The 24,614-nt window shown below is 65.4% G+C and carries 21 protein-coding genes and 1 tRNA gene; 7 read left to right on the forward strand and 15 right to left on the reverse strand.

Features of this window, described 5'->3' with window-relative positions:
- Positions 1 to 10: 10 nt before the first annotated feature.
- Positions 11 to 880 carry a 23S rRNA (adenine(2030)-N(6))-methyltransferase RlmJ gene (locus EL335_RS07650; protein ID WP_126445627.1) on the forward strand — a complete coding sequence of 290 codons (870 nt, stop codon included), beginning with the start codon at positions 11 to 13 and terminating at the stop codon, positions 878 to 880.
- On the opposite strand, the gene EL335_RS07655 is transcribed toward EL335_RS07650, so the two are convergent.
- Both EL335_RS07655 and EL335_RS07660 read right to left on the reverse strand, forming a co-directional pair.
- The gene (locus tag EL335_RS07655; RefSeq protein ID WP_126445629.1) at positions 869 to 2,815 is read right to left on the reverse strand and encodes an acetoacetate--CoA ligase; all 1,947 of its coding nucleotides are present in this window, start codon (positions 2,813 to 2,815) and stop codon (positions 869 to 871) included. The genes EL335_RS07650 and EL335_RS07655 overlap by 12 nt on opposite strands.
- Before the next feature lie 43 nt (positions 2,816 to 2,858).
- Positions 2,859 to 3,281, reverse strand: a complete 423-nt coding sequence (locus EL335_RS07660) for an acyl-CoA thioesterase (protein WP_126445631.1) — start codon at positions 3,279 to 3,281, stop codon at positions 2,859 to 2,861.
- A gap of 69 nt (positions 3,282 to 3,350) precedes the next feature.
- Between EL335_RS07660 and EL335_RS07665 the strand changes: the two genes are divergently transcribed.
- Positions 3,351 to 4,994, forward strand: a complete 1,644-nt coding sequence (locus EL335_RS07665; protein WP_284155285.1) for an electron transfer flavoprotein-ubiquinone oxidoreductase — start codon at positions 3,351 to 3,353, stop codon at positions 4,992 to 4,994.
- Positions 4,995 to 5,049: 55 nt separating this feature from the next.
- On the opposite strand, the gene EL335_RS07670 is transcribed toward EL335_RS07665, so the two are convergent.
- The 4 genes from EL335_RS07670 to uvrB form a co-directional block, all read right to left on the reverse strand.
- The gene (locus EL335_RS07670; protein ID WP_126445633.1) at positions 5,050 to 5,742 is read right to left on the reverse strand and encodes an energy-coupling factor ABC transporter permease; all 693 of its coding nucleotides are present in this window, start codon (positions 5,740 to 5,742) and stop codon (positions 5,050 to 5,052) included.
- 10 nt (positions 5,743 to 5,752) lie between these two features.
- Complete coding sequence (locus EL335_RS07675; protein WP_126445635.1) at positions 5,753 to 6,694, reverse strand: electron transfer flavoprotein subunit alpha/FixB family protein; 942 nt, start codon at positions 6,692 to 6,694, stop codon at positions 5,753 to 5,755.
- Between the two features lie 2 nt (positions 6,695 to 6,696).
- Positions 6,697 to 7,458, reverse strand: a complete 762-nt coding sequence (locus EL335_RS07680; protein ID WP_126445638.1) for an electron transfer flavoprotein subunit beta/FixA family protein — start codon at positions 7,456 to 7,458, stop codon at positions 6,697 to 6,699.
- Between the two features lie 117 nt (positions 7,459 to 7,575).
- Positions 7,576 to 9,624, reverse strand: a complete 2,049-nt coding sequence (uvrB, locus tag EL335_RS07685; protein WP_126445640.1) for an excinuclease ABC subunit UvrB — start codon at positions 9,622 to 9,624, stop codon at positions 7,576 to 7,578.
- A 93-nt stretch (positions 9,625 to 9,717) separates the two neighbouring features.
- Between uvrB and EL335_RS07690 the strand changes: the two genes are divergently transcribed.
- On the forward strand, positions 9,718 to 10,923 hold the full coding sequence (locus EL335_RS07690; RefSeq protein ID WP_126445642.1) for an amino acid aminotransferase: 1,206 nt from the start codon (positions 9,718 to 9,720) through the stop codon (positions 10,921 to 10,923).
- Positions 10,924 to 10,955: 32 nt separating this feature from the next.
- Positions 10,956 to 11,030 (forward strand) — tRNA-Val (locus EL335_RS07695).
- A gap of 81 nt (positions 11,031 to 11,111) precedes the next feature.
- Here EL335_RS07695 and EL335_RS07700 read toward each other — a convergent pair.
- Genes EL335_RS07700 through EL335_RS07710 form a run of 3 tightly spaced genes read right to left on the reverse strand, consistent with a single transcriptional unit; the run spans position 11,112 to position 15,462 of the window.
- Positions 11,112 to 12,218, reverse strand: coding sequence for a lipocalin-like domain-containing protein (locus EL335_RS07700; RefSeq protein WP_126445644.1), 1,107 nt, complete (start codon positions 12,216 to 12,218; stop codon positions 11,112 to 11,114).
- Positions 12,218 to 14,755 carry an FtsX-like permease family protein gene (locus EL335_RS07705; protein ID WP_126445646.1) on the reverse strand — a complete coding sequence of 846 codons (2,538 nt, stop codon included), beginning with the start codon at positions 14,753 to 14,755 and terminating at the stop codon, positions 12,218 to 12,220. Before EL335_RS07705 ends, EL335_RS07700 begins: the two co-directional genes overlap by 1 nt.
- Positions 14,752 to 15,462 (reverse strand): ABC transporter ATP-binding protein, encoded by a 711-nt coding sequence (locus EL335_RS07710; protein ID WP_431306266.1) that lies wholly within the window; start codon positions 15,460 to 15,462, stop codon positions 14,752 to 14,754. Before EL335_RS07710 ends, EL335_RS07705 begins: the two co-directional genes overlap by 4 nt.
- Before the next feature lie 84 nt (positions 15,463 to 15,546).
- Between EL335_RS07710 and EL335_RS07715 the strand changes: the two genes are divergently transcribed.
- Both EL335_RS07715 and glgB read left to right on the forward strand, forming a co-directional pair.
- Positions 15,547 to 16,077: a Crp/Fnr family transcriptional regulator gene (locus tag EL335_RS07715; protein ID WP_172600059.1), complete on the forward strand. Its 531-nt coding sequence runs from the start codon at positions 15,547 to 15,549 to the stop codon at positions 16,075 to 16,077.
- A gap of 43 nt (positions 16,078 to 16,120) precedes the next feature.
- The gene (gene glgB / locus EL335_RS07720; protein WP_126445652.1) at positions 16,121 to 18,031 is read left to right on the forward strand and encodes a 1,4-alpha-glucan branching protein GlgB; all 1,911 of its coding nucleotides are present in this window, start codon (positions 16,121 to 16,123) and stop codon (positions 18,029 to 18,031) included.
- A 134-nt stretch (positions 18,032 to 18,165) separates the two neighbouring features.
- On the opposite strand, the gene dnaQ is transcribed toward glgB, so the two are convergent.
- Genes dnaQ through EL335_RS07735 form a run of 3 tightly spaced genes read right to left on the reverse strand, consistent with a single transcriptional unit; the run spans position 18,166 to position 20,038 of the window.
- Positions 18,166 to 18,870, reverse strand: coding sequence for a DNA polymerase III subunit epsilon (dnaQ, locus tag EL335_RS07725; RefSeq protein ID WP_126445654.1), 705 nt, complete (start codon positions 18,868 to 18,870; stop codon positions 18,166 to 18,168).
- Positions 18,867 to 19,310 (reverse strand): ribonuclease HI, encoded by a 444-nt coding sequence (gene rnhA / locus EL335_RS07730; RefSeq protein ID WP_126445656.1) that lies wholly within the window; start codon positions 19,308 to 19,310, stop codon positions 18,867 to 18,869. The genes dnaQ and rnhA overlap by 4 nt, the downstream gene beginning before the upstream one ends.
- Positions 19,307 to 20,038: a class I SAM-dependent methyltransferase gene (locus EL335_RS07735; RefSeq protein ID WP_126445658.1), complete on the reverse strand. Its 732-nt coding sequence runs from the start codon at positions 20,036 to 20,038 to the stop codon at positions 19,307 to 19,309. The genes rnhA and EL335_RS07735 overlap by 4 nt, the downstream gene beginning before the upstream one ends.
- 14 nt (positions 20,039 to 20,052) lie before the next feature.
- Between EL335_RS07735 and gloB the strand changes: the two genes are divergently transcribed.
- Complete coding sequence (gene gloB / locus EL335_RS07740) at positions 20,053 to 20,808, forward strand: hydroxyacylglutathione hydrolase (RefSeq protein WP_126445660.1); 756 nt, start codon at positions 20,053 to 20,055, stop codon at positions 20,806 to 20,808.
- A gap of 63 nt (positions 20,809 to 20,871) precedes the next feature.
- On the opposite strand, the gene recN is transcribed toward gloB, so the two are convergent.
- From recN to EL335_RS07755, 3 genes are read right to left on the reverse strand one after another with little or no spacing between them, the layout of a single operon-like run.
- Positions 20,872 to 22,521 (reverse strand): DNA repair protein RecN, encoded by a 1,650-nt coding sequence (gene recN, locus EL335_RS07745; protein ID WP_126445662.1) that lies wholly within the window; start codon positions 22,519 to 22,521, stop codon positions 20,872 to 20,874.
- Positions 22,522 to 22,524: 3 nt separating this feature from the next.
- Complete coding sequence (locus tag EL335_RS07750; protein WP_126445664.1) at positions 22,525 to 23,397, reverse strand: NAD(+)/NADH kinase; 873 nt, start codon at positions 23,395 to 23,397, stop codon at positions 22,525 to 22,527.
- Complete coding sequence (locus EL335_RS07755; protein WP_126445666.1) at positions 23,394 to 24,575, reverse strand: Eco57I restriction-modification methylase domain-containing protein; 1,182 nt, start codon at positions 24,573 to 24,575, stop codon at positions 23,394 to 23,396. The genes EL335_RS07750 and EL335_RS07755 overlap by 4 nt, the downstream gene beginning before the upstream one ends.
- Between the last annotated feature and the right edge of the window lie 39 nt (positions 24,576 to 24,614).

Consider the following 24,614-nt stretch of genomic DNA (forward strand, 5'->3'; position numbering starts at 1 on the left):
GTCGCCGCTCATGCTTTCCTATCGCCACGTCTTCCATGCCGGCAACCATGCCGATGTGCTCAAGCACTGCGTGCTGCTCGCGGTGCTCGACTACCTGAACCAGAAGGACAAACCCTACTGGATCATCGATACCCATGCCGGCGCGGGCGGCTATGTGCTGACGGCGGGTCGGTCGAAAACCCACGCCGAGTGGCAAGACGGCATTGGCCGGCTTTGGCAGCGCGATGATCTGCCGCCGCTCATTGCGCGTTATGTCGCCGCCGTGCGCGCCGACAACCCAGAGGGCAAGCTCCGACGTTATCCCGGCTCGCCGCTCTTTGCCCTGCGCACGATGCGGCCAGCCGACCGGATGCGGCTCTTCGAGCTGCATCCGGCCGACGTGAAGCTCTTGGCGCAGAACATCGCCGCCGCGACGCCGGATGCTCGAAAACGCGTGCAGATCCGTCAGGAAGACGGCTTCGCCGCTCTGAAAACCCTGCTGCCCCCGCCCCCGCGCCGTGGGCTGGTGCTGATCGACCCTTCCTATGAAGACAAGCGCGACTATGCCCGGGTGGTTGCAGCCGTCAAGGAAGGCTTGCAGCGCTTCGCCACCGGCACCTTCATGGTCTGGTATCCGCTGCTGCAGAAGAACGAATGCCTGACACTCGCCGGCAAGCTCAAGAAGCTCGCGCCAGACTGGCTGCATGCGACGCTGACGATCAAGGCGCCGAGTTCGGAGGGCCTCGGCATGCACGGCAGCGCGATCTTTCTGATCAATCCGCCGTGGACACTGGCCGCGCAGTTGAAAGAAACCTTGCCGTGGCTCGCTGATGTCCTTGCAGTGGAAAAACTCGGCGCTGGCGGGACGGCACCCTGGGCCGTCGAGATTTCAGGAAGCTAGCTCGGGGCGGTTCCTGAAGTATTCGAGGGCCTCGGGGTTAGCGAGCGCCTCGATGTTCTTCACCGGCCGGCCATGCACCACCTCGCGCACCGCGAGTTCGACGATCTTGCCGCTCTTGGTGCGCGGGATGTCGGCGACTTCCAGGATCTTCGCCGGCACGTGGCGCGGCGTAGTGTTGGCGCGGATCTGCTCCTTGATCCGCTTGATGAGCTCCTCGTCGAGCGTCAATCCCTCTTTCAGCTTGACGAACAGCACGATGCGCACGTCATTGTCCCAGTCCTGGCCGATGACCAGCGACTCCATCACCTCGGCCAGCTTCTCGACCTGGCGGTAGATTTCCGCCGTGCCGATGCGCACCCCGCCGGGGTTGAGCGTGGCGTCCGAACGGCCGTGGATGATGAAGCCGCCATGCGGTGTCTTCTCGGCGAAATCGCCATGACACCAGATGCCGGCAAAGCGCTCGAAGTAGGCGGCGCGATACTTCGCGCCCTCCGGGTCGTTCCAGAAGCCGATCGGCATCGAAGGGAAAGGGCGCGTGCAGACCAACTCGCCTTTTTCCCCCACCGGCGCCGGCCGGCCGTTTTCGTCATAGACATCGACCGCCATGCCCAGCCCCGCGCACTGGATCTCGCCGCGCCAGACCGGCTGCCACGGATTGCCGAGCACGAAGCAGGAGACGATGTCGGTGCCGCCGGAGATCGACGCGAGCTGCACATCGGGCTTCCAGTCGCGATAGACGTAGTCGAAGCTCTCGGGCGCAAGGGGGCTGCCGGTCGAGAAGATCGTGCGCAGCGCCGCTAGATCGTGCGTTTGGCGCGGCTTGAGCTCGATCTTCGCGCAGGCATCGATGAACTTCGCAGAAGTACCGAAGTGCGTCATGCCCTCGGTCTGCGCATAGTCGAACAGCACGCGACCGCGCTCGATGAACGGCGAGCCGTCGTAGAGCAGCAAGGTTGCCTCCGAGGCCAGCCCCGAGGCCAGCCAGTTCCACATCATCCAGCCGCAGGTGGTGAAGTAGAACAGCCTGTCACCGGGCTTGATGTCGGCATGGAGGCGATGCTCCTTCAGATGCTGCAATAGTGCGCCGCCGGCCGAATGCACGATGCATTTCGGCACACCGGTGGTGCCGGACGAATAGAGGATGTAGAGCGGATGAGCGAACGGCAGCCGGGCAAACTCGATCTCGTGCAGCGTGCGATGCGGCGCGACGAAGTCGCCAAGCAGCGAAGCATGGGCGATGCCGGACAGATCATGGCCGGTCTCGCGCAGATACGGTGAGACGACGACCTTGCGCACACTCGGCAGACCGGCGACGATTTCCTTGACGCGGCCGAGGCTGTCGAAGGTCTTGCCGTTGTAGTAATAGCCGTCAGCGGTAAACAGCAGCTTGGGGTTCACCTGCCCGAAGCGGTCGAGCACGCCCTGCACGCCGAAGTCCGGCGAGGCCGAGGTGAAGATCGCACCGATGCTCGCTGCGGCGAGCATCGCGATCAGCGTCTCGGGCAGATTCGGCATGTAGGCGGCGATCACGTCGCCGGCGACGATGCCTTCCGCCTTCATCGCCGCCGCGAGCCGCGCGACGCGCAAGTAAAGCTCGGCATGGCTCATGCGGCGCGCGATCTTGTCCTCGCCGCGAAACACCAGCGCCGTCGTCTCGTCGCGCCGGCGCAGCAGGTTCTCGGCATAGTTGAGCCGCGCCTCGGGAAACCAGCGCGCGCCGGGCATCTTGTCGCCATCGACGAGCACGGTCGAACCCTTCTCACCGATCACACTGCAAAAGTCCCAGACCCGCGACCAGAAGTCGGCCGGGGCTTCGATCGACCAGCGGTGCAGCTGTGCATAGTCGGCGGGCAGCCCAGCCTCATGCGCAAAGGCGGTGAGGTTCGCGGCGGCGATGCGTTCCGCTGCGGGTTGCCAGAGGGGACGATCACTCATAGGGAAACCTCAGCCTAACTTGCTGCGCGGGCGGTCTGCTGCGTTATGCAGAGGTTTCATCGGGATAGAGCCTGCGAATGAAATCGGGGAGTGGCAAGGATTTGCCGGTCTTGGGATTCCACCAGACGATCTTCGCCGCGCCTTCGGCATAGAGCGCGTCTTCGCCGAGACAGCGCATCTCGTAAAAGGTCGGCAGGCTGCTCTTGCCCGGCCGGCCGATCAGCGTGCGCACCTCGACGGTGGCCGGAAACGTGATCGGCTTGAGGAAAGTGCAGCTGGCGTTGACGATCACCGGTCCTTCCTCGACCTCGACGATGTCCTGCATGCCCAGCGAGAGCAGCCAGTCGATGCGCGCCTGCTCGGCGAAGCGGAAATACACGGTGTTGTTGACGTGGCCCAAGGCATCCATGTCGCCCCAGCGCACGGGGATCTGCGTGATGTGAACCAGGTGGCGGAGATGGTCCATGTTTGGAATGCCAGAAGGAGATGGCCAAATTATAATCACGCGGCCAATAACGCCACGAGGGAGAATGGGATGGAAGCGATCGAACGCGAGTCGATGGAATTCGACGTGGTGGTGGTCGGGGGTGGGCCCGCGGGACTCGCGGCCGCCATCCGCCTCAAGCAGCTCGATCCGGGCATCAACGTCTGTCTGATCGACAAGGGTGCAGAAATCGGCGCCCACATCCTTTCAGGCGCGGTGATGGACCCGCGCGCGCTCACGGAATTGTTCCCCGACTGGCAGGAACGCGATGCGCCGCTCGACACGCCGGTGACCGAGGACCGCCTGCTGTTCCTCTCCGAAAAGAGCGCCTGGGCCTTGCCGGCCGCCCTGCTGCCGGCCTGCTTCCACAACGAAGGCAATTACATCATCAGCCTCGGCGAAGTCTGCCGCTGGCTGGGCGGGCAAGCCGAAGCGCTCGGCGTCGAGGTCTATGCCGGCTTCGCCGGCGCCGACATCCTCTATGAAGACGACAAGGTCGCCGGCGTGATCACCGGCGACATGGGCGTGCTGAAGAACGGCGAGCCCGGCCCCAACTTCCAACCCGGCATGGCGCTGCGCGCGAAATACACGCTGTTCGCCGAAGGCTGCCGCGGCCATCTCGGCAAGCGTCTGGAACAGCGTTTCGCGTTGCGCACCGGCGCCGACCCGCAAGTCTATGGCATCGGCATCAAGGAGCTCTGGCAGGTGACAGCGGAGCAACATCGCAAGGGACTGGTGATGCACACCGCCGGTTGGCCCCTCGACAGCGACACCTATGGCGGCGGCTTCTGTTACCACTATGCAAATGCCACACAGCCGCATCTCGTTTCTTTCGGACTGGTGGTCGGCCTCGGCTACCGCAACCCGTATCTCTCGCCCTTCGAGGAAATGCAGCGGCTGAAAACCCACCCTGCGCTGCGGCCGATCTTCGCAGGCGGCACACGGCTCGCCTACGGCGCGCGGGCGCTCGTCTCGGGCGGCTTGCAGGCGCTGCCGAAACTGATCTTCCCGGGCGGTGCGCTGATCGGCGACGACGCGGGCTTTCTGGTCGCCTCGCGCATCAAGGGCTCGCATGCGGCGATCAAATCCGGCATGCTCGCCGCCGAGTCCGTCGCCGCGGCGCTGGCCGAAGGCCGCAGTGGTGACGAACTCACTGCGTACCCGGAAGCCTTCCGTAACTCCTGGCTGTTCGACGAGCTCTACCGCGCGCGCAACTTCAAGCCGTTGATGAGCAAGGGGCTGTGGCTGGGTTCGCTGTTATTCGGCATCGACCAGCAGCTCTTTCGCGGCAAGGCGCCCTGGACGCTGCACCTGACCGCCGACCACAGCAAACTCAAGCCCGCCGCGCAGTGTAAGGCGATCGACTATCCGAAACCCGATGGCGTGCTCACTTTCGACCGGCTCTCTTCGGTATTCCTCTCCAACACCAACCACGAGGAAGACCAACCCTGCCATCTGCGCCTGAAGGACGAAAAAGCGCCGATCACCCACAACCTGGCGCTCTACGCCGCGCCCGAGCAACGCTACTGCCCGGCCGGCGTCTATGAGATCGTCGAGGATGGCGGCCGCCCGCGCCTGCAGATCAACGCACAGAACTGCGTGCACTGCAAGACCTGCGACATCAAGGATCCCGGGCAGAACATCGACTGGGTACCGCCGCAGGGCGGCGAGGGGCCGATCTATCAGGGAATGTGAGAGTGTTCGCTTTCTCCCCGGCGGCGCACCCGGGACGACGCGCTTGCGGCGGCGCCTATGGGCGGGGCTCCTTTTTCTTCCACAGATAGCGCCGGTCGTCGAAGCTGCCGACCCAGCGCGGGAAATACACCACCATCAGCGTGATCGCGGCGCCGTTGAGCCAGGCCTCGGCAAAGCCGAGCAGGATGTAGAACGGCAGGTAGTCCGAAAACAACAGCTCGGCGGCGTAGGTGCCGGTCACCCAGAGCAGCAAACCGCTGAAGATGCCGCTGGCGACCACGGCCAGTGCACCGCCGAAGAAGGCGGCGACGAAGAAGAAGACGAAGATGTTGGGCGGCAGGAAGCGCTCATTGAACCGCCATACATAATGAGCGACGAACACCGGCACGACGATGAATGCCAGCGCATTGACCGCATAGGCTTGCCAGCCGGCGATGCCCTTCAATCCGGCGTTGAAGGTGACCGCGGCGAGCACCACCGACAGGCCGATCAGCGCGAGCTGGCGGCCGAACATCAGGGTGAAGGCCGTGGCACCGAGCAGATGCAGATGCAAGCCGGGCTTGGCACCGGCCTTGAGGCTCCAGACCAGCATCAGCACGACGATCGTGGCCATCCAGACGTGCATCTGGCCGTTGTCGGCCAGCCGCTTCCACGGCGCGGTGCGCACGGCCCACAGCAGCAGCAGCGCATACGGCAGAAACGCCGCATGAGCCCAAAACGCCGCAAACAGGCCGTCGGTAAAATTCATCGCCCCACGCTCACAACGCTGCGGTGAGATCAGGCACCGCCTGGAACAAATCGGCCACCAACCCGTAATCGGCGACCTGGAAGATCGGCGCGTCCGGATCCTTGTTGATCGCGACGATCACCTTGCTGTCCTTCATGCCCGCCAGGTGCTGGATCGCGCCGGAGATGCCGATCGCGATGTAAAGCTGCGGCGCCACCACCTTGCCGGTCTGGCCGACCTGGTAGTCATTCGGCACGAAGCCGGCATCGACGGCAGCGCGCGAGGCGCCCAGCGCCGCGCCGAGCTTGTCGGCGAGCGGCTCGAGCAGTTTGTGATAGTTCTCGCCGGAAGCCAGCCCCCGCCCGCCGGAGACGATCACCCTCGCGGCGCCCAGCTCGGGCCGCGCCGATTTCGTCAATTCGCGGCCGACGAGCTTGGACAGCCCCAGATCGGGGCCGGCCGGGATGTTCTCGATGGCCGCGGCACCCCCTTGCCCGACGGCGTCGAAGGCGGTGGTGCGCACGGTGATCACTTTCACCGGATCGGCGGATTTCACGGTCGCCAGTGCATTGCCGGCGTAGATCGGCCGCACGAAGGTGTCAGGATTCTCGACGGCACAGATCTCGGAAATCTGCGCGACATCGAGCAGCGCGGCGACGCGCGGCAGCAGGTTCTTGCCGAAGGTGGTCGCCGGCGCGAGGATGTGTGAGTAGCCGGCAGCATGGGCAGGAATCAGCGCGGCGAGGTTCTCGGCGGTCTGGTCGGCGTAGTGCGCGGCATCGGCCAGCTTCACCTTCGCCACGCCTGCGAGCCGGGCGGCGGCCTCGGCGACCGCTTCGCAGCCGCTGCCGGCGACGAGGACATGAATCTCTGCCGCCAGCGCTGCGCCGATCTTCTGCGCAGCGGCGACGGTGTTCAGGGTGGCCGCCTTAAGTGCGGCATTGTCGTGTTCGGCGATGACGAGAATGGCCATGATCAGATCACCTTCGCTTCGTTCTTGAGTTTCTCCACCAGCTCGGCCACGCTGGCGACCTTCACACCGGCCTGACGCTTCGGCGGTTCGACGACTTTCAGCGTCGCAAGACGCGGGGCGATGTCGATGCCGAGATCGGCGGATTTGAGCACCTCGAGCGGCTTCTTCTTCGCCTTCATGATGTTCGGCAGCGTCGCATAGCGCGGCTCATTGAGGCGCAGATCGGTGGTCACCACCGCCGGCAGCTTGAGTTCGAGCGTTTCGAGGCCACCGTCGATCTCGCGCGTCACGGTCGCCTTGCCGTCCGCGATCGCGAGCTTCGAAGCAAAGGTCGCCTGCGGCCAGCCCAAGAGCGCGGCGAGCATCTGCCCAGTCTGGTTGGCGTCATCGTCGATCGCCTGCTTGCCGAGGATCACCAGCGCTGGCTGTTCCTTGCCGCACACCGCCTTGAGCAGCTTGGCCACCGCCAGCGGCTGCAGGGTCTCGGCTTGTTGCGCATCGGTCTCGACGAGGATCGCGCGGTCGGCGCCGAGCGCCAGCGCGGTGCGCAGCTGCTCCTGGCAGACTGCGGCGCCACAGGAAACGGCGACCACCTCGCTGGCGATGCCGGCTTCCTTCAGCCGCACCGCCTCTTCGACGGCGATTTCATCGAAGGGATTCAACGCCATCTTGACGCCGGCGAGTTCCACGCCGCTACCGTCGGCCTTGACGCGCACCTTGACGTTGTAATCGATCACCCTTTTCACGGGCACCAGAACTTTCATGAAGAGCTCCTTGGAAGTTGCACGGATTCTACGACCGCGAATCTAGCCTGCGCGCCTGGGCTGCGTTGTCGCTGGCAAGACAATTGCGCAGGGGTGCCGTTTTGCCAGCGCCGACGTTCACGCCGGCGGCGCATCGTGACCGCCATCGCCGAAGGCGAGCTTTTTCAGGCGAAAGAGCTCGTCGCGCGCCGCGGCGGCGGCTTCGAACTCGAGGTTCTTCGCGTGCGCCTGCATCGCCTTCTCCAGTCGCTTGATCTCGCGCGCGAGCGCCTTTTCGCTCATCATTTCATAGCGCGCCTGAAGCTGCATCACCTTGAGGTCGGTCACCGCGATCTCATGGTCATAGACGCCGTCGATGATGTCCTTGACGCGCTTCTTCACCCCCTGCGGCGTGATGCCCTGCGCGGCGTTCCAGGCGAGCTGCTTCTTCCTGCGCCGCTCGGTCTCGTCGATCGCACGCCGCATCGAATCGGTGATCTTGTCGGCGTAGAGGATCGCCGTGCCGTTGAGGTGGCGCGCCGCTCGGCCGATGGTCTGGATCAACGAACGTTCCGAGCGCAGGAAGCCTTCCTTGTCGGCATCGAGGATCGCCACCAGCGAGACCTCGGGGATGTCCAACCCCTCGCGCAGCAGGTTGATGCCGACCAGCACGTCGAAGACGCCGAGCCGCAAATCGCGGATGATCTCGACGCGCTCGACGGTGTCGATGTCCGAATGCAGATAGCGCACCTTGATGCCGTTGTCGGCCAAGAATTCGGTCAGCTGCTCGGCCAGGCGTTTGGTGAGCACCGTGACCAGCACCCGTTCTTCGGCGGCGACGCGCTTTTTGATCTCGCCCAGCAGATCATCCACCTGGGTGACGGCCGGACGCACCTCGACCTTCGGGTCGACCAAGCCGGTGGGGCGCACTACCTGCTCGACCACCTGGCCCTGATGCTGCTGCTCGTATTCGGCCGGCGTGGCCGAGACGAAGATCGTCTGCGGCATCAGCCGCTCGAATTCCTCGAACTTGAGCGGCCGGTTGTCGAGCGCCGAAGGCAGGCGGAAGCCGTAATTCACCAAGTTTTCTTTGCGCGAGCGGTCGCCCTTGTACATGCCGCCGACCTGCGGGATCGTCACGTGCGATTCGTCAATGAACATGATCGCATCGGGCGGCAGGTAGTCGTAGAGCGTCGGCGGCGGCTCGCCCTCTTTACGCCCCGACAGATGGCGCGAGTAGTTCTCGATGCCCTTGCAAAACCCCAGCTGGTCGAGCATCTCGAGATCGAAACGCGTGCGCTGCTCGATGCGCTGCGCCTCGACGAGCTTGTTCTCACGGACGAAGAAGTCGACGCGCTCGCGCAATTCCGCCTTGATCTTCTCGATGGCCTGGAGCACCGTCGCGCGCGGCGTCACGTAATGGCTGGACGGAAACACCGTGAAGCGGCCGAGACGCTGCTTGACCTGGCCGGTGAGCGGATCGAACAGCGTCAGCGACTCGATCTCGTCGTCGAACAGCGTCACTCGCAGCGCGCTCTCGGCGTTTTCCGCCGGGAAGATGTCGATCACGTCGCCGCGCACGCGGAAGGTGCCGCGATGGAAATCCAGCTCGTTCCTCTCGTATTGCATCTCGGCCAGCCGCCGGATGATGTCGCGCTGGCCGGTCTTTTCGCCCTCCCTGAGATGCAGGATCATCGCGTGATAATCGACCGGATCGCCGATGCCGTAGATCGCCGAGACGGTGCACACGATCACCACGTCGCGGCGCTCCAACAGGCTCTTGGTGGCGGAAAGGCGCATCTGCTCGATGTGCTCGTTGATCGACGAATCCTTCTCGATGTAGAGATCGCGGCTCGGCACGTAGGCTTCCGGCTGGTAGTAGTCGTAGTAGGAGACGAAGTACTCGACCGCGTTTTCCGGAAAGAACTCGCGGAATTCCGCATACAGCTGCGCCGCCAGCGTCTTGTTCGGCGCGAGCACCAGGGCGGGACGACCCAGCCGCGCGATCACGTTGGCCATCGTGTAGGTCTTGCCCGAACCGGTCACCCCCAAGAGCGTCTGGAACGAAAGTCCATCCTCGACCCCTTCGACCAGCCGACGGATCGCCTCGGGTTGATCGCCGGCCGGAGGGAAAGGCTCATGCAGCCTGAATGGGCTGCCAGGGAAGGTCACAACTTCTTCATTCATTGGAAACTTCTATGAAATTTCTGCGCTGGCGGGACGGCACGATCCGGTATTATCGCGTTTTGTCTTTCTATCTTTCCGGAGCCTTGTTCAAAAATGAGCACCACTTCCCTGTTCGCCAACGTCGAAATGGCCCCCCGCGATCCGATCCTGGGCCTGACTGAAGCCTTCAATGCCGAAACCAATCCGAACAAGGTCAACCTCGGCGTCGGCGTCTATTTCGGCGACGACGGCAAGATTCCTTTGCTTTCCTGCGTCAAGCAGGCCGAGAAAGCCCGCCTCGAAACCCAGCCGCCGCGCGGCTACCAGCCGATCGAAGGCCCGGCCGCCTACACCACGGCCGTCCAGAATCTGCTCTTCGGCAAGGACTCGGAACTATTGGCCGCCGGCCGCGCCGTCACCTGTCAGAGCCTGGGCGGCACCGGCGCCTTGAAGGTCGGCGCCGATTATCTGAAGCGCCTGCTGCCGGAAACCACCGTCTATATCTCCGATCCGAGTTGGGAAAACCATCGCGCGCTCTTTGAAGCGGCGGGCTTCCCGGTCAAGGATTACCGCTATTACGACCCGGCCACGCGCGGCGTCGATTTCGCCGGCATGAAGGCGGCTTTGCTGGCGATGCCGGCACGCTCGATCGTCGTGCTGCACGCCTGCTGCCATAACCCCACCGGCGCGGATCTGACCGTCGAACAGTGGAAAGAGATCGTCGCCGCGATCCGCGAGCGCGACCTCGTCGCCTTCATCGACATGGCCTACCAGGGCTTCGCCGACGGCATCGAGGCAGACGCCGCCGCGCTGGATCTCTTCGCCGCCTCCGGCCTGCAATTCTTCGTCGCCAGCTCGTTCTCGAAGTCGTTCTCGCTCTATGGCGAGCGCGTGGGCGCCTTGACCATCGTCACCGCGAACAAGGACGAATCCGCGCGCGTGCTCTCGCAGATCAAGCGCGTGATCCGCACCAACTATTCCAACCCGCCCACCCACGGCGGCGCCATCGTCGCCGCCTGCCTCGCCAGCCCCGAGCTGCGCCAGATGTGGGAGGACGAACTCGCCGGCATGCGCAACCGCATCCGCGCGATGCGCCGAAGCCTCGTCGAGAAGCTCACCGCCAACGGCGCCGCCGGCTTCGAGTTCATCGACGTGCAGCGCGGCATGTTCTCCTACACGGGCCTTTCCGCCGCGCAAGTGGACAAGCTGCGCGCCGAGTTCGGCATCTACGCCGTCTCCACCGGACGCATCTGTGTCGCCGCGCTGAACACCCGCAACATCGATTACGTCGCGAAAGCCATCGCCGCCGTGATCAAGTGACGCTATAATCCGCGCCGCGCTGATTTATTTTTGGGCGGTTAGCTCAGCGGTAGAGCACTGCCTTCACACGGCAGGGGTCACTGGTTCGAACCCAGTACCGCCCACCAATCCTTCGAAAGGCCCGATGTTCACGTCGGGCTTTTTTCTCCGCCAGTGCCGTCCCGCCAGCACCGAGTTTCATGCAGCGCTCACAGGCGCATCGGTCGGTGATAGCCGGTGAGCTCGAGATAACCGCGCCCACGCCGCCGACCCTCGGCAAGCAGCGTGACCGCGCCTTCCCAATACACCGTGCCGGTCGAACGTCGGGCGTCGAGCTCCTGATCCTCGAGCAGCGGTTCGATCGCGAAACGCAGCGCCTCCGCGCCGCGGCCCAGCGTCAACTGGCAACGCACCGGATAGCGCGTGCCGGTATGCGGCGAAAGCCAGTGACCGAGCGGCTCGAAATGCACGTCGGTCGGGCCGAAGCTACGCTCGAAGCCCGCCGCGGTGCGCAGCCGCGCGCTCGCCCAGAGGCTGCCTTGTCCAGAGCGAGGACGAATGCGGAAGGCCATCAGCGCACCGCCATCGTCGAGGTTGATGCCCAGCCAGTCCCAGCCTGCTGCTCCGGCAGCGAGCAGCTGCGACGACCATTCGTGATCGAGCCAGGCGCGTCCACCGACCGACAATGACTCATTACCCTGCTTGACCGTGCCGCTGACGGCGAGCTGCGGCTGGCTGTAGTAGTGGCTCGCCTGCTCCGGCTGCGGCCCCTTGCGCGAGTAGCCGCCATCGCCTTGCAGCAAGAGCGGCTGCGTCGGTGAAAACCGCAGCTCGAAGCCGAAGCCCGCGGCGTCGATCCTTGCGTCATAGCGGTCATCCGGTGTACGCGCCAGCTGCCAACCGGCGAGGTGGAGCTCGGTATCGCTGATCGAGAACCCGGCGGCCGGATCGTCGCGCCGCACGCGCGAGACCCGTTGGTCATGCAGCAGATGCCCCAGGCGCGGCCCTGCCAGAGCGGCATGCGCAAACATGAGCTGGTGCGGCGCGAAGCGCGATGGGTTGTTCGGATCGTGTGTGGTGCGGCTGCGGAAAAAGGTGATCTGGACACCAAGCGCCTCGGCGGTGGCCGTCTCGAGCCAGCCGGTGAGGTACCACCATTCGGTGCGAAATTCCGGATGTGCGCCGTGATCGCGCGGAAAGACCAAGGGCCGCGGCAAGACGGGCGGAAATGCCGGCGCAGCGGCCAGCAGCCGGCGCGGCAGCATCGGCAGCATTCCGGCCGAAAGCAGCGTTTGCAGCCAGCGGCGGCGCTGCATCACCAATCCTCCCGCACCGCGCGCAGCGGGCCTAATCCGGTGGCCTGACGTGTCGCGATCAGCGCGGTGGTCACGCTGGCGACGATGAGCAGCGCGCTGACCATGCCGAGCAGACGCCACGGCACCGCCAGGTCCATGTTCCAGTGGAAGGACTGCGGATTGACGACGCGGATCAGCACCAGCGCGACCGCCAGGCCCAAGGCAGCGCCGGCGGCGATGCCGAACAGCGTCAGGCCGCAGGCCTCGAAGCCGAGCAGACGCATGAGCTCGCGACGCGTCACACCGAGATGGCGCAGCATGCCGAACTCGCGGGCGCGCGCAAGCACTTGCGCGGAAAAACTCGCCCCGATGCCGGCCAGGCCGATGACGATGGCCACGCCTTCGAGCAAGTAGGTGATGGCGAAACTGCGGTCGAAGATACGCAATGACGCGGCGCGAATCCCTCCCGCCTCGGCGAACTCGAGCTGCCGAGTGGCCGGCACCGCGTCCCGGATCGCCTCGGCCAGCTCGGCTGCAGAAACACCCGTCTTGGGCCACAACGCGCCGTCGGTGATCCCCTGATCGCCAGTCAGACGCCGGTAATCGTCGAGCGAGAGCGTCACCGTGCCGTGCTGGCGGGCGAAGTCGCGCCAGACGCCGGCCACGGTGACGGCGACCGCGCGACCGGCCAGGGGGAGGGATTGGCGGCTACCCGGCGACCAGCCATAGAGATCGACCATCGCTTCGGACACCCAGACCGGCACGCTGTCCGGCCAGAGCGCCTCGGCTGGCAGCGTAGGCGCGGTGAGCGGGATGCGCCGGCCAGGATCGCGCTTGTCGAGCGTGCGTGCCATCAATGTGATCGACGGGCGGCGCGGATCGAGATCGATCTGCTCGATACGCAGCCATTCGCAGCGTTCCAACCCTGGCTGGGCCGCGATAGCCGCGAGAGTTTGGGACGGGACGAAAGCGCTATTGCCGCCCGCCGCCACGCGGAAATACAACGGTGCGGCCAGCACCCGGCCGAGCCAGCGATCGACCGAATCGCGGAAGCTGCCGACCATGATCGCCATCGCCACCATCAGCGCGAAACTCGCGACCACGCCGGCGAGCGCAACGCCGGCCTGAGCGGGCGCAGCCGCGAGCCGCTCGAGCGAAAGGAAGGCGAGCGGCCAGCGTCCGGCGTGTCGGCCCAGCCAGGCTGCGGCGACGGCGAAAGTCTTTCCGGCCAGGACCGGCATCAGAGCGATGCCGCCGACGAGCCAGCAGACGATCGCGAGATAGCCGGCGATGGGCAGTCCGTCGATCGCCGGCAACCGCGTCAAAACCGCGCCGGTGACGAGCGCGAGCGCCGGCCAGCCACGCCGCGCAATCGGATGCGCCAGGGTTTCGGCGCCGCTTTTGAGCGCCTGGGCCGGGGCAGCCCGTGCGATTTCCAGCGCCGGCATGAAACTGCCTGCCACGGCGGCGAGCGTGCCGAGCAGCACGAAGCCGGCGACGGACGCGCGCTCGATGCGCAATTCCGGCACGATGCCGGCGAAATAACCGCCGCCCAGATCGCCGCCCATCAGATCGAGCGCGAAACGTGCCACGCCGATGCCCAGGATCGCACCGAGCAGGCTGCCGATGAGACCGAGCGCCGCGCCTTCGGCGACGATGTGGATGAGCAGCCGCTCTCGTGGCCAGCCGAGCGTGCGCAACAGCGCGAATTCGCCGCGCCGCCGCGCCACGGCGAGCGTCTGCGTCGAAAACACCAAAAAGGCGCCGGTAAACAGCGCGACCAGCGCCAGAACGTCGAGATTCACCCGGTAGGCGCGCGACAGGCTGCTGGCACGTACGTCGGCATCTTCGGGATCGGCGATGAACACGCCCGCGGGCAGCAGCGCAGCGATGCGGGTGCGCGCCGCGCTACCATCATTGCCCGGCGCAAGGCGCACCGCGATCCGCGTCAGAGTGCCCAATCGTGCCAGACGCCACTGCGCAGCGCCGATGTCCATCGTCGCGATGCGAAGACCCTGGCGCGCGCCCGGCAGGCCGCCGGCGATACGCAGCGTCACGGCATCCAGCCCGACCTGCAGCCGCAGCGGCTGACCAAGGGATACGCCGAGCCAGCGCTGCGCCGCCGGCGAAAGGAACAACGCATCGTCGGCCAGCAGCGCGAGCCCATCGTCATCAGCCGGCGCGCCGATCAGCGCCGGTGTGAGCGCTGCGGCGCGGAACGGATCGATGCCGATCACTTTCAGGATGTGCGCTTCCTCCTTGCCGTCGAGCACCCGTGCATCGACTTCGACCATTGGGCTGGCGACGGCAACCGCCGGATCGGCGGCGACGAGCTCCAGCACTCGCTCGTCGAAGCCGGCGCGCGGGCCGCGAATCTCGAAATCGGCCTGCCCGGTCGTCGCTCGCACCGCTTGGGAAAACTCCGCCGCTGCCGAAGCATTGATCAGCTGCACGGCCAGGCCGAGCGCGACACCGATGGCGATCGCCATCAGCGCGACGAGCATGCGCCCGGGATGGGCACGCAGCTCGCCGCTCACCAGCCAGGCGGCGAGTTTCATGCCGAAAGCGTCCGCGGCCGCAGCCCAAGCGGCGTCAATTCGAGGACGCGGTCGGCGCTGCCCGCCGCCTGCCGCGAATGGGTCACGAGGATCGCGGTCGTGCCGTTGGCGCGAATCTCCTCGTGCAGCAAGGCGAGGATTTCGCGCGCGGTGTCCGGATCGAGATTGCCGGTCGGCTCATCGGCGAGCAGCAGCGCCGGACGATGCACCAGCGCCCGCGCAATCGCGACGCGTTGCAGCTCGCCACCCGACAGCTGGTGCGGAAAGCTATGCAGACGCTCGCCGAGCCCAACGGCCGCAAGCATCGCCGCCGCGCGCGCCGGATCGTCGCGGCCCAGCAGCAGTAATGGCACGCGCACGTTCTGCAGCAGGTTCAGATGTGGCAGCACATGGAAGGCCTGGAACACGAAACCGAGTTTCTCGCGGCGCAACCGCGCCGCAGCGGCGTCGGGCAAGCCGGAAATCTGCTGGCCGGCGATGCGGATGCTGCCCTGGTCGGGCGCTTCAAGCCCGGCGATCAGATTCAGCAGCGTCGACTTGCCGACGCCCGATTCACCCATGATAGCGACATACTCGCCCGCCGCCAACACAAACGACAGATCGGTGAACAACGCATGGCCGCCCGGATGGCGTTTGGCGAGGGACTGGATTTCGAGCAGCACACTCATGTCCCGCCCGCTGCCGGAAGAAGAGGTTTCATCGCTCATGCGCAAGCCGTGCAGGGAAATCTGCATGTTAGCCAGTTTCTCCGCTGGCGCCGCTTTGCGCGCAATCTGCTAAGCTTCGCCTTCATGTCGCTCGCCAACCCAACCAACCTCTATCTCGACGTCGATTACCTCGGCAGTGCGGAGGCGTTCATCGACGATGTCCTCGCCGCGATCAACAAGGAAGCGCTGTTCGACGAGTTCTACCGCTACGAGATCGAGGAGCTGTGCCGGTTCATGCACTGTTTCTCCGCGCCGGCCGGAACGGTGCTGCTGCAGGAAGGTGAAATTGGCGAGCACCTGATTCTGCTGCTCGCCGGGCAGGTCATCGTGCGCAAGACCGACCTGGCGGGCAAGCCACATAGTCTGGCGCTGGTCGGCGAGGGCAGCATCCTCGGCGAGATGTCGCTGATCGACGGTCAGCCGCGCTTCGCCAGCTGCATCGCGGCCGAGGCCACGCGCTTCGTGGTGATGTCGAAATCCGACTTGAACGAAATCCTCGCGCTCCATCCACGGCTGGCGAACAAATTCCTCACCATGCTGCTGCAGATCATGGTCGAACGGCTGCGCGACCTTGGCAATCGGGTCGTCTCACCCGGCACCCGGCCGATCGTCTAGCCACTCGTACCGGCCGATCCGCAGCCGCCCGCAAGCCCACGTCATGGCAACCGAACCCAGCATAGTCAGCCGCTTCGGCGAACTCGATCTCCATCTGTTCCGCGAAGGCAGCCACAGCCGCGTCTATCGTTGCCTAGGCGCCCACCCCGAAACGCGCGACGGCGTTGCCGGCTGTCATTTCGCGGTCTGGGCGCCGAATGCCCACGCCGTCTCGGTGATCGGCGATTTCAACGGCTGGCATCGCCATACGCACTGGCTGCGGCAGAGCCATCCAGGCTCCGGCATCTGGGAAGGCTTCGTCGTCGGCGCCCAAGTCGGTCAGCGCTACAAGTTCCACATCGAATCGAACTTCCACGGCTACAAGGTCGACAAGGCCGACCCTGTCGCCTTTGCCAGCGAAGCTCCGCCGGCCACCGCGTCGGTGATCACTGATCTCGCCTATGAGTGGCATGATGATGAATGGATGGCGCGCCGCAAGACGGCCAATGCGCTCGATGCGCCGTTTGCCGTCTATGAGGTGCACTTGGGCTCCTGGCGCCGCTCGCCGGAAACGCCGGAGGTGCCGCTCGGCTATCGGGAGCTTGCGCCGCTCATCGCCGAGTACTGCCTGGAGATGGGCTTCACGCACGTCGAGCTGTTGCCAGTGATGGAACACCCGTTCTACGGCTCCTGGGGCTACCAGGTCACCGGCTACTTCGCGCCGACTGCGCGCTACGGCAGCCCGCAGGATTTCATGTTCTTCGTCGATCATCTGCACCAAAAGGGCATCGGCGTGATCCTCGACTGGGTGCCATCGCATTTCCCGAACGACCAGCACGGGCTGGCGTATTTCGATGGCACCGCGCTCTATGAACACGCCGATCCGCGTCAGGGCTACCACCCGGAATGGAGCAGCCAGATCTTCAATTACGGCCGCCACGAGGTGCGTTCCTTTCTGCTCTCCTCCGCGTTGTTCTGGCTCGACCAGTATCACGTCGACGGGCTGCGCGTCGATGCGGTGGCCTCGATGCTCTATCTCGATTACGCCCGCAAACCCGGCGAATGGGTGCCGAACGAACACGGCGGCCGCGAGAACCTCGCCGCGATCCATTTCCTGCGCCAGCTCAACGAGGCGGTCTATCGCGACTTTCCCGACACGCAGACGATCGCCGAGGAATCGACCGCCTGGCCGATGGTCTCGCGCCCGACCTGGCTTGGCGGCTTAGGCTTCGGCATGAAGTGGAACATGGGCTGGATGCACGACACGCTCGACTACTTCGCGCACGACCCGATCCATCGCAAGTATCACCACGACCAGATCACCTTCAGCATCTGGTATGCCTTCCATGAAAACTTCATGCTACCGATCTCGCACGACGAAGTCGTGCATGGCAAGGGCTCGCTGGTCGGCAAGCTGCCGGGCGACGAATGGCAGCGCTTCGCCAATCTGCGCCTGCTGCTCGGCTACATGTGGGCGCATCCGGGCAAGAAGCTCTTGTTCATGGGCTGCGAATTCGGCCAGAGCGCGGAGTGGAACCACGACAAGAGCCTCGACTGGCACCTGCTGCAATACTGGCCGCACGCCGGCGCGCAAGCCTGGCTGCGCGATCTCAACGCCCTCTACAAATCACGTCCGGCGCTCTATGCACGCGACTTTTCCAACGACGGTTTCGAATGGATCGACTGCCACGACAGCGACGAGAGCGTGCTCTCCTTCCTGCGCAAGGGGCCGGCGGGGGAAACGATGCTGATCGTGGCGAACTGCACGCCGGTGGTGCGCGAAGGCTATCGTCTCGGCGTGCCGCGCGGCGGCTTCTGGCGCGAGGTGTTGAACAGCGACGCCACTTGCTACGGCGGCAGTGGTCAGGGCAATGGCGGCGGCCGTCTCGCGCAGGAGACTCCCAGCCACGGCCGGCCGTATTCGCTCGAGCTGCGCTTGCCGCCGTTGGGCATTCTGTTCTTGGAACCCGACTGAAATTCGGCGCTGGCGGCAATGAAGGCGTCCCGCCGGGCGCCGACTTTCCTCCAAGAGTCGGCGCTGGCGGCAATGAGGGCGTCCCGCCGGGCGCCGACTTTCCTCCAAGAGTCGGCGCTGGCGGGACGGCACCCTCAAGCGCAAAGCTGTCGCCACAGCGTCTTGCCACCGCTGGCTTTGTCGATCTCGGCGAGCACGCGCTCGTGTTCGCCGAGCTCTTCGGCAGAAGGCGCCAGCACGCGGATCGGCGGACGTTCACCGCTCAGATCGATACCCGATGCCAAAGCGCCGTCGAGCGCGATCATCAGGCTTTCCTGGCCGCGCGTCATCGCCAGATAGACCTCGGCCAAAAGCTCCGCGTCGAGCAGCGCGCCATGGAGCTGCCGATTCGAGTTGTCGATGCCAAATTCCGCGCACAACGCATCGAGGCCGTTCTTCTTGCCGGGCCGCAGTTCGCGCGCCATCTTCAGTGTGTCGGTGATCGATGCGCAGACCGTGGCGAGTGGGCCGCGCCCGATCAGACTCAGCTCATAGTCGAGGAAGCCGACGTCGAACGGCGCATTGTGGATGATCACTTCGGCGCCGGAAAGGAACTCGAGCAGCTCGTCGGCGATGTCGGCGAACTTCGGTTTGTCGGCGAGGAATTCGTCGGTCAGCCCATGCACCGCCTGCGCACCGGCGCCGATCGGGCGCTGCGGATTCAGGTAACGATGGAAGCGCCGCCCGCTTTGCCGGCGATTCACCAGCTCGATGCAGCCGATTTCGATCACGCGGTCGCCCTGGCGCCATTCGAGGCCGGTGGTCTCGGTATCGAGGATCACTTGCCGTTCGGCACTCATTTGCCTCTCCCTTTTTCGATCGCCGCGCGCGCCAGCGCATCGACGCGCTCGTTGAACTCATGCCCGGCATGCCCGCGCACCCAGACCCATTCGAGGCGATGCTGCGCGGCCAGCCGTTCGAGCGTCTGCCACAGATCGGCGTTCTTGACCGGCTTTTTGTCGGCAGTCTGCCAGCCACGCCGCTTCCAGCCGTGAATCCACTCGCTGATGCCCTTCTGCACGTATTGCGAGTCGGTATGCACACGCGCCGTCACCGGCCGCTTCAAGGCTTTCAGCGCCTCGATCACCGCGGTCAGCTCCATTCGGTTGTTGGTGGTCGCCGGATCGAAGCCCGACAGTTCCTTTTCCTTGCTGCCTGCGCGCAACAGCGCGCCCCAGCCGCCCGGGCCGGGATTGCCGCTGCAGGCGCCATCGGTGTAGATCTCGACGATGTCGGTCATTTTTCTTCGCGTTTCTGCGTCAAGGGCTTCTGCGGCAGCAGCGCGAGCGCCTTCGCGCGCGCCATGCGGTCTTTCCATTTCGGCGTGACCAACCGCAGGCCGTGCTGGCGCTTGATCGCCTGCAGCACATATACCGCGCCCAGATAAGGCCACCAGCGGTCACCGGCCGCTTCGATGCAATGCCAGCGCGCGAGCCATTTTTCCTGCCGCAAGGGGGGCGCATAGCAGCCGAAGGCGCCGCCGCGCGTCTCGAAACCGAGCAGCGCGAACCAATCCCGCAGGCGGGGCACCGACAGATAGCGGCCCTGCCACGGCGGCTCGCCCCGACTGCCGGAAAACAGTCGCCGCAGGCCCCAGAGACTGAACGGATTGAAGCCGATCACCAGCACGCTGCCCTCGGGTACCAGCACGCGATCGACCTCGCGCAGGATCTGGTGCGGATTGGCATCGAATTCCAGGATGTGTGGCAGCACGACGAGATCGACGCTGTTCGTCGCGAATGGCAGATGATGGGGGTCGGCACGCGTCGTGCAGGGGCCCTCTTCACAGCAGGTGAAGCGCAACGGCATCCGGTTGGCGCGCAGGAAATCGATCTGCGGAAAGCCGATCTGCACCGCATTGAAGCCGAAGATGTCGGCGGCCAACAGATCGGTCTTCGTCTGCTCCCAGGCCAGCGCATAACGGCCTTGCGGTGTTTCCAGCCAGGCGGCAAAGCTCTCCACAGCCATTACAATCCCCTGCCATGCGCATCGAACCGATTCCCGCCTTCGAGGACAATTACATCTGGGCGCTTCGCGATGACGGCGCCGTGGCGCTCGTCGATCCGGGCGAAGCTGCGCCGGTGCTGCGTTTTCTCGAACGAAGCGGCGAGCGCCTGGCGGCGATCCTCGTCACCCACCGCCATCACGACCACATCGGCGGCATCGGTGAGATTCTCGCCCACCATCCGGCGCCGGTGTATGGCCCGGCGCTGGAAGCCGCCGAGGTCGTCACCCAGCCATTGCAGGACGGCGATCGGGTGTCGCTGCTGGGTACCGACTTCGAGGTGTTGCATCTGCCGGGACATACGCTGGGTCATGTCGCCTATTATCGCCCGGGTAGCCTGTTGAGCGGCGACGTGCTGTTCGGCGCCGGCTGCGGCCGCGTCTTCGAGGGCACGCTGGATCAGATGCAGGCATCGCTCGCCCGCATCGCCGCCTTGCCTGGCGCGACGAAAATCTATTGCGCCCACGAATATACGCAATCCTGTCTGCGTTTTGCGCACGAGGTGGAGCCGGACAATCCGGCGATCATCCGTCGCAGCGAAGAGGTCGCCCGGCTACGCGCAGCAGGTTTGCCCAGCGTGCCATCGACGCTTTTCGATGAGCTCGACACCAACCCATTTCTGCGCTGGCGCTCGCCCGCCGTGATCGCCGCCGCCACCCGCTGGCTCGGCCATCCGCCGGCCAACGATGTGGAAACCTTCGCCGCGATCCGGCGATGGCGGGACAGCCTGTAACGCTCTCAAATCGCCTCACCGCCCGGCCGTTTTTCTCGATCCCTTTCGACGGCCCTCGATCGGCTACAGTCCCAGCATTTCCCGGGCGTGTTGGCGTGTCGTCTCGGTGATGCTTACACCTCCCAGCATCCGGGCGATCTCCTCGACGCGACCGGCATCATCGAGCACGGTGACGCGGCTTGCGGCCTGACCCGCGCGGTTTTCCTTGGCGATCGACCACTGCCAGTGGGCGCAGGCCGCGACCTGCGGCAGATGGGTGACGCACAACACCTGACGGCTACTGCCGAGCCGACGCAGCATGCGTCCGACGATCTCGGCCACCCGTCCGCCGATGCCGACATCGACCTCGTCGAAGATCAGCGTCTCGACGACATGGCTTTGGCTGGCGATCACCTGCAGCGCAAGGCCGATGCGCGACAGCTCCCCGCCCGAGGCCACCTTGGCGAGCGGCCGCAACGGCTGCCCGGCGTTGGTGCTGACGAAAAATTCGACCGCTTCGAGCCCATGCGCGTCGCCTTCGGCAAGTGGGGTGAGAGCGATCTCGAAGCGTCCGCCGGCCATCGCCAGCGTCTGCATCGCCTCGGTCACGGCTTTGCTCAAGCGCTCGGCCGCTGCTTTCCGCGCCGCGCTCAATTCCTGCGCCGCGGCGAGATAGGCAGTTTCGGCCTCCTGCTCGCGCTCGGCGAGCAGGGCCGGGTCGGCGGCGAGCGTGAGCTCGGCAAGGCGTGCTTGCAGCCGTGCCTGCACCGCGGGCAATTCTTCCGGCGGCACACGGTGTTTGCGCGAAAGCTGCGTCACGGCATCGATGCGGGCATCGAGTTCGGCCAGGCGCGCCGGGTCGAGCTCTAGCTTGTCGCGATAGCGCCGCAGCGCCAGCACCGCCTCGTCAAGCTGGATCAGCGCGCCCTCGAACAGCTCGGCCGCCTCGCCGAGGTTGGCATCGACCGCGGTCAGCTCGGTCAGTCGGCTGCTCGCCTGCTGTAAGAGCGGCAGCACCGGCAGCTCACCTTCCTCGAGCGCCGCCAGCGCCGCGCTGCTCGCTTCGAGCAGGCTCGCGGCATGGGCGAGCCGCCGCTGCTCGGCTTCGGTTTCCTGCCACTCGAGCGCATCGAAGCCCAGCGTGGAAAGCTCCTTGAGCTGCCATTCGATCAGCTCGCGTTCGCGCGCACTTGCGGCGACATCGCGCTCGGCCGCGGCGCGCGCCGCGACCAGCTTGCGCCAGGCGGCATGGCGCTTGGCCACGTCACGCGCCAACGCCTCGACGCCCGCATGGGCATCGAGAAGCCGACGTTGGGCATCGGCACGCAAAAGCGCGTGATGCGCGTGCTGACCGTGGATGTCGCACAGCCTCTCGCCGATTTCGCGCAGCTGAGCGAGGGTGGCCGGTGTGCCGTTGATCCAGGCGCGCGATTTGCCGTTGGCATCGATGACGCGGCGCAGCAGACAGCCGTCGGCAGGGAAATCGTTCGCGGCGAGCCAGCCGCTGAGAGCCGAATCGGCGGCGAGCGAAAATTCGGCCGAGATGTCGGCCCTGGCGGCACCGCTTCTCACCACGGCGGTATCGGCGCGTTCGCCGAGCGCGAGTGAGAGCGCATCGACGAGGATCGACTTGCCGGCGCCGGTTTCACCCGTCAAGGCGCCAAAACCAGGCTCGAACTCGAGTTCGAGCCGATCGACGATGACGAAATCGCGGATCGTCAGACTGAGCAGCATCGCTCACCTGTGCGGCGTGGCGCTCCAGTGCAGCTTCTCGCGCAGCATCGCAAAGTAGCTGTAGCCCGGCGGATGCAAAAGCGTCAGCGGATACGGCGAGCGCTCGATCGACACGCGGTCGCCGGCCTGGGCATCGAAGAAATTCTGGCCGTCGCAATGCACGCGGCCATCATAGGAATGCACCAGCTCGAGCTCGACGGCGCAGCTGTCGGCGATCGTGATCGGCCGGTAGGTGAGCCCATGCGCGCACAGCGGCACCAGCGCGATGCCCGGCACCGCGGGCTGCAGGATCGGGCCGTTGGCCGATAGCGCATAGGCGGTCGAACCGGAAGGTGTGGCGACGATCATGCCGTCGGCGCGCAGGACATAGAGGAACTCGCCATCGACGCGCAGCTTGAGCTCGATCATGCGGCCCAGATCGCCTTTATTGACCACGACCTCATTGAGCGCCAGCGTGCGGAATACCTCCCTGCCCTCGCGCAGCACGCGCACCGTCAGGCGCAAGCGCCGATCGGGCGTGAATTCGCCCGCCAGCAGGCGCTCGATCGCCGGCAGCATCTGGGCGCGCGCAATGTCGGTCATGAAACCGAGACGCCCCTGATTGATGCCGACCAGCGGCACCGAAGCTTCGCCGAGCTTGCGCGCGGCGGAAAGCAGCGTGCCGTCGCCACCGACGACGATCGCGACCTCGGCCTGGCTGCGGATCGCGGCGATGTCGGCGCAGGCGGGTGCGAGTGCGGGGATAGGGCCGAGCGCATCATCGACCAGCACCGTGATCCCGCGCCGGGCGAGATCATCGTAAAGCGCGATCAGCGCCTCGGCGACGGGCGCGCTGCCCTGTTTGCCGAACAGCGCGATGGTGCGATAGCGACTCATGCCGCCACCTTCATGCGTTCGGTCAGCGCCTCGGCCATGCGACGCAGTTTGTCGAACACTGGCGGCAGCAGGCAATTTTGCAGCGTGCGCTGGGTAAACAGGAAACGCCCGTCGCAGACGAAGCCGAGCTCCGCCCAATCCACCTGGTCATTGAGCATGTCGGCGGCGAGCGCCACATCCAAGCCCGGCAGGCGCGGAAACAGCGCCAGCACCGAGCCATCGTAATTCGGGCAGTCATGCACGAAAAACGGCCGCCCCCGTCGCGTCTTGCAATTCACATAGACGCGTGGGGACTCGGAGACGTGGTGCAATCGTCCCCACTGCCACCAGTTCGATTCGTCGAAAGGCCGCACGCGCCGCGCCAAGAGCCGCGCCTTGAAGGCTTCGAGATGCGGATGGGGCTGATTGAAGATCATGCGCCGGGTGATGCCGTCGTCGATGGTCGTCGAACAGACGAACTCGGCGTTGCCCTCGGGATGCTCGAACACGTCATCGGCGCCGGAGACCGCGCCGACCTTGACCTCGAACAGCTCGGACAGCGGCACGCGATAGTCGCCGCGCAGGAACATCAGCTGGCCATCGACCAGCGCGAAGCGTCGGCCATCGAACAGGCGCCGCTCGCGGCGGCCGCGCTCGAAACGGAAGATCGCGCAGTTCGGGGTATGCTCGCCAAAGACGCGCGCATCGCCCAGCTCGATGAAATCGGTGATGTCGCCCTCCTCGAAGAGAAAGGCATTGAGCTTGCGCGCCGCGGTGAGCTTGGTGAATTCGCGCGGCACGATGAAGATCAGCTCGCCGCCGCGGCGCAGATGGCGCACCGCCTTCTCGATGAAATAGAGGAACAGATTGCTGCGCCGATCGAACATTTCATGATCGAGCAGCGCCAGCGTGCGCGGCGGGATGTCCTGAAAGCGCACATAGGGCGGGTTGCCGATGATCGTGTCGTATTTTTCCGTCAGCGGCAGCGCGAAGAAATCCATCACCCGAGCGCCCGACGGGGCCACGCGAGGATCGATCTCGATCGCCTCACAGCCGGGGATGCGGGCGCTGAAGGCGCCATCCCCGGCGGCCGGATCGAGGGTGCGGCCGCGCCGCCTACGCAGCGCGAGCATTTGTTCGACCACCGTGGGCGGGGTGAATACTTGCCCGAGGGCGTGCACATTCAGTTGTTTCGACATCGGAAAAATCGGCGCTGGCAAGACGGCAGGATTGTAATC

Source organism: Sulfuricystis multivorans (assembly GCF_003966565.1).
In the GTDB taxonomy this organism is placed as follows: Bacteria; Pseudomonadota; Gammaproteobacteria; order Burkholderiales; family Rhodocyclaceae; genus Sulfuricystis; species Sulfuricystis multivorans.

What these genes read in the sequence shown, in the direction of transcription:
- EL335_RS07710 (WP_431306266.1), bottom strand. Translation starts at nt 15,462, where the DNA reads ATGAGCGATGAAACCTCTTCTTCCGGCAGCGGGCGGGACATGAGTGTG.
- EL335_RS07690 (WP_126445642.1), top strand. Translation starts at nt 9,718, where the DNA reads ATGAGCACCACTTCCCTGTTCGCCAACGTCGAAATGGCCCCCCGCGAT.
- EL335_RS07650 (WP_126445627.1), top strand. Translation starts at nt 11, where the DNA reads ATGCTTTCCTATCGCCACGTCTTCCATGCCGGCAACCATGCCGATGTG.
- EL335_RS07660 (WP_126445631.1), bottom strand. Translation starts at nt 3,281, where the DNA reads ATGGACCATCTCCGCCACCTGGTTCACATCACGCAGATCCCCGTGCGC.
- EL335_RS07750 (WP_126445664.1), bottom strand. Translation starts at nt 23,397, where the DNA reads ATGAGTCGCTATCGCACCATCGCGCTGTTCGGCAAACAGGGCAGCGCG.
- EL335_RS07715 (WP_172600059.1), top strand. Translation starts at nt 15,547, where the DNA reads ATGTCGCTCGCCAACCCAACCAACCTCTATCTCGACGTCGATTACCTC.
- uvrB (WP_126445640.1), bottom strand. Translation starts at nt 9,624, where the DNA reads ATGAATGAAGAAGTTGTGACCTTCCCTGGCAGCCCATTCAGGCTGCAT.
- EL335_RS07700 (WP_126445644.1), bottom strand. Translation starts at nt 12,218, where the DNA reads ATGCAGCGCCGCCGCTGGCTGCAAACGCTGCTTTCGGCCGGAATGCTG.
- EL335_RS07680 (WP_126445638.1), bottom strand. Translation starts at nt 7,458, where the DNA reads ATGAAAGTTCTGGTGCCCGTGAAAAGGGTGATCGATTACAACGTCAAG.
- EL335_RS07755 (WP_126445666.1), bottom strand. Translation starts at nt 24,575, where the DNA reads ATGTCGAAACAACTGAATGTGCACGCCCTCGGGCAAGTATTCACCCCG.
- gloB (WP_126445660.1), top strand. Translation starts at nt 20,053, where the DNA reads ATGCGCATCGAACCGATTCCCGCCTTCGAGGACAATTACATCTGGGCG.
- EL335_RS07675 (WP_126445635.1), bottom strand. Translation starts at nt 6,694, where the DNA reads ATGGCCATTCTCGTCATCGCCGAACACGACAATGCCGCACTTAAGGCG.
- glgB (WP_126445652.1), top strand. Translation starts at nt 16,121, where the DNA reads ATGGCAACCGAACCCAGCATAGTCAGCCGCTTCGGCGAACTCGATCTC.
- EL335_RS07665 (WP_284155285.1), top strand. Translation starts at nt 3,351, where the DNA reads ATGGAAGCGATCGAACGCGAGTCGATGGAATTCGACGTGGTGGTGGTC.
- EL335_RS07735 (WP_126445658.1), bottom strand. Translation starts at nt 20,038, where the DNA reads ATGGCTGTGGAGAGCTTTGCCGCCTGGCTGGAAACACCGCAAGGCCGT.
- rnhA (WP_126445656.1), bottom strand. Translation starts at nt 19,310, where the DNA reads ATGACCGACATCGTCGAGATCTACACCGATGGCGCCTGCAGCGGCAAT.
- EL335_RS07705 (WP_126445646.1), bottom strand. Translation starts at nt 14,755, where the DNA reads ATGAAACTCGCCGCCTGGCTGGTGAGCGGCGAGCTGCGTGCCCATCCC.
- EL335_RS07670 (WP_126445633.1), bottom strand. Translation starts at nt 5,742, where the DNA reads ATGAATTTTACCGACGGCCTGTTTGCGGCGTTTTGGGCTCATGCGGCG.
- dnaQ (WP_126445654.1), bottom strand. Translation starts at nt 18,870, where the DNA reads ATGAGTGCCGAACGGCAAGTGATCCTCGATACCGAGACCACCGGCCTC.
- recN (WP_126445662.1), bottom strand. Translation starts at nt 22,521, where the DNA reads ATGCTGCTCAGTCTGACGATCCGCGATTTCGTCATCGTCGATCGGCTC.
- EL335_RS07655 (WP_126445629.1), bottom strand. Translation starts at nt 2,815, where the DNA reads ATGAGTGATCGTCCCCTCTGGCAACCCGCAGCGGAACGCATCGCCGCC.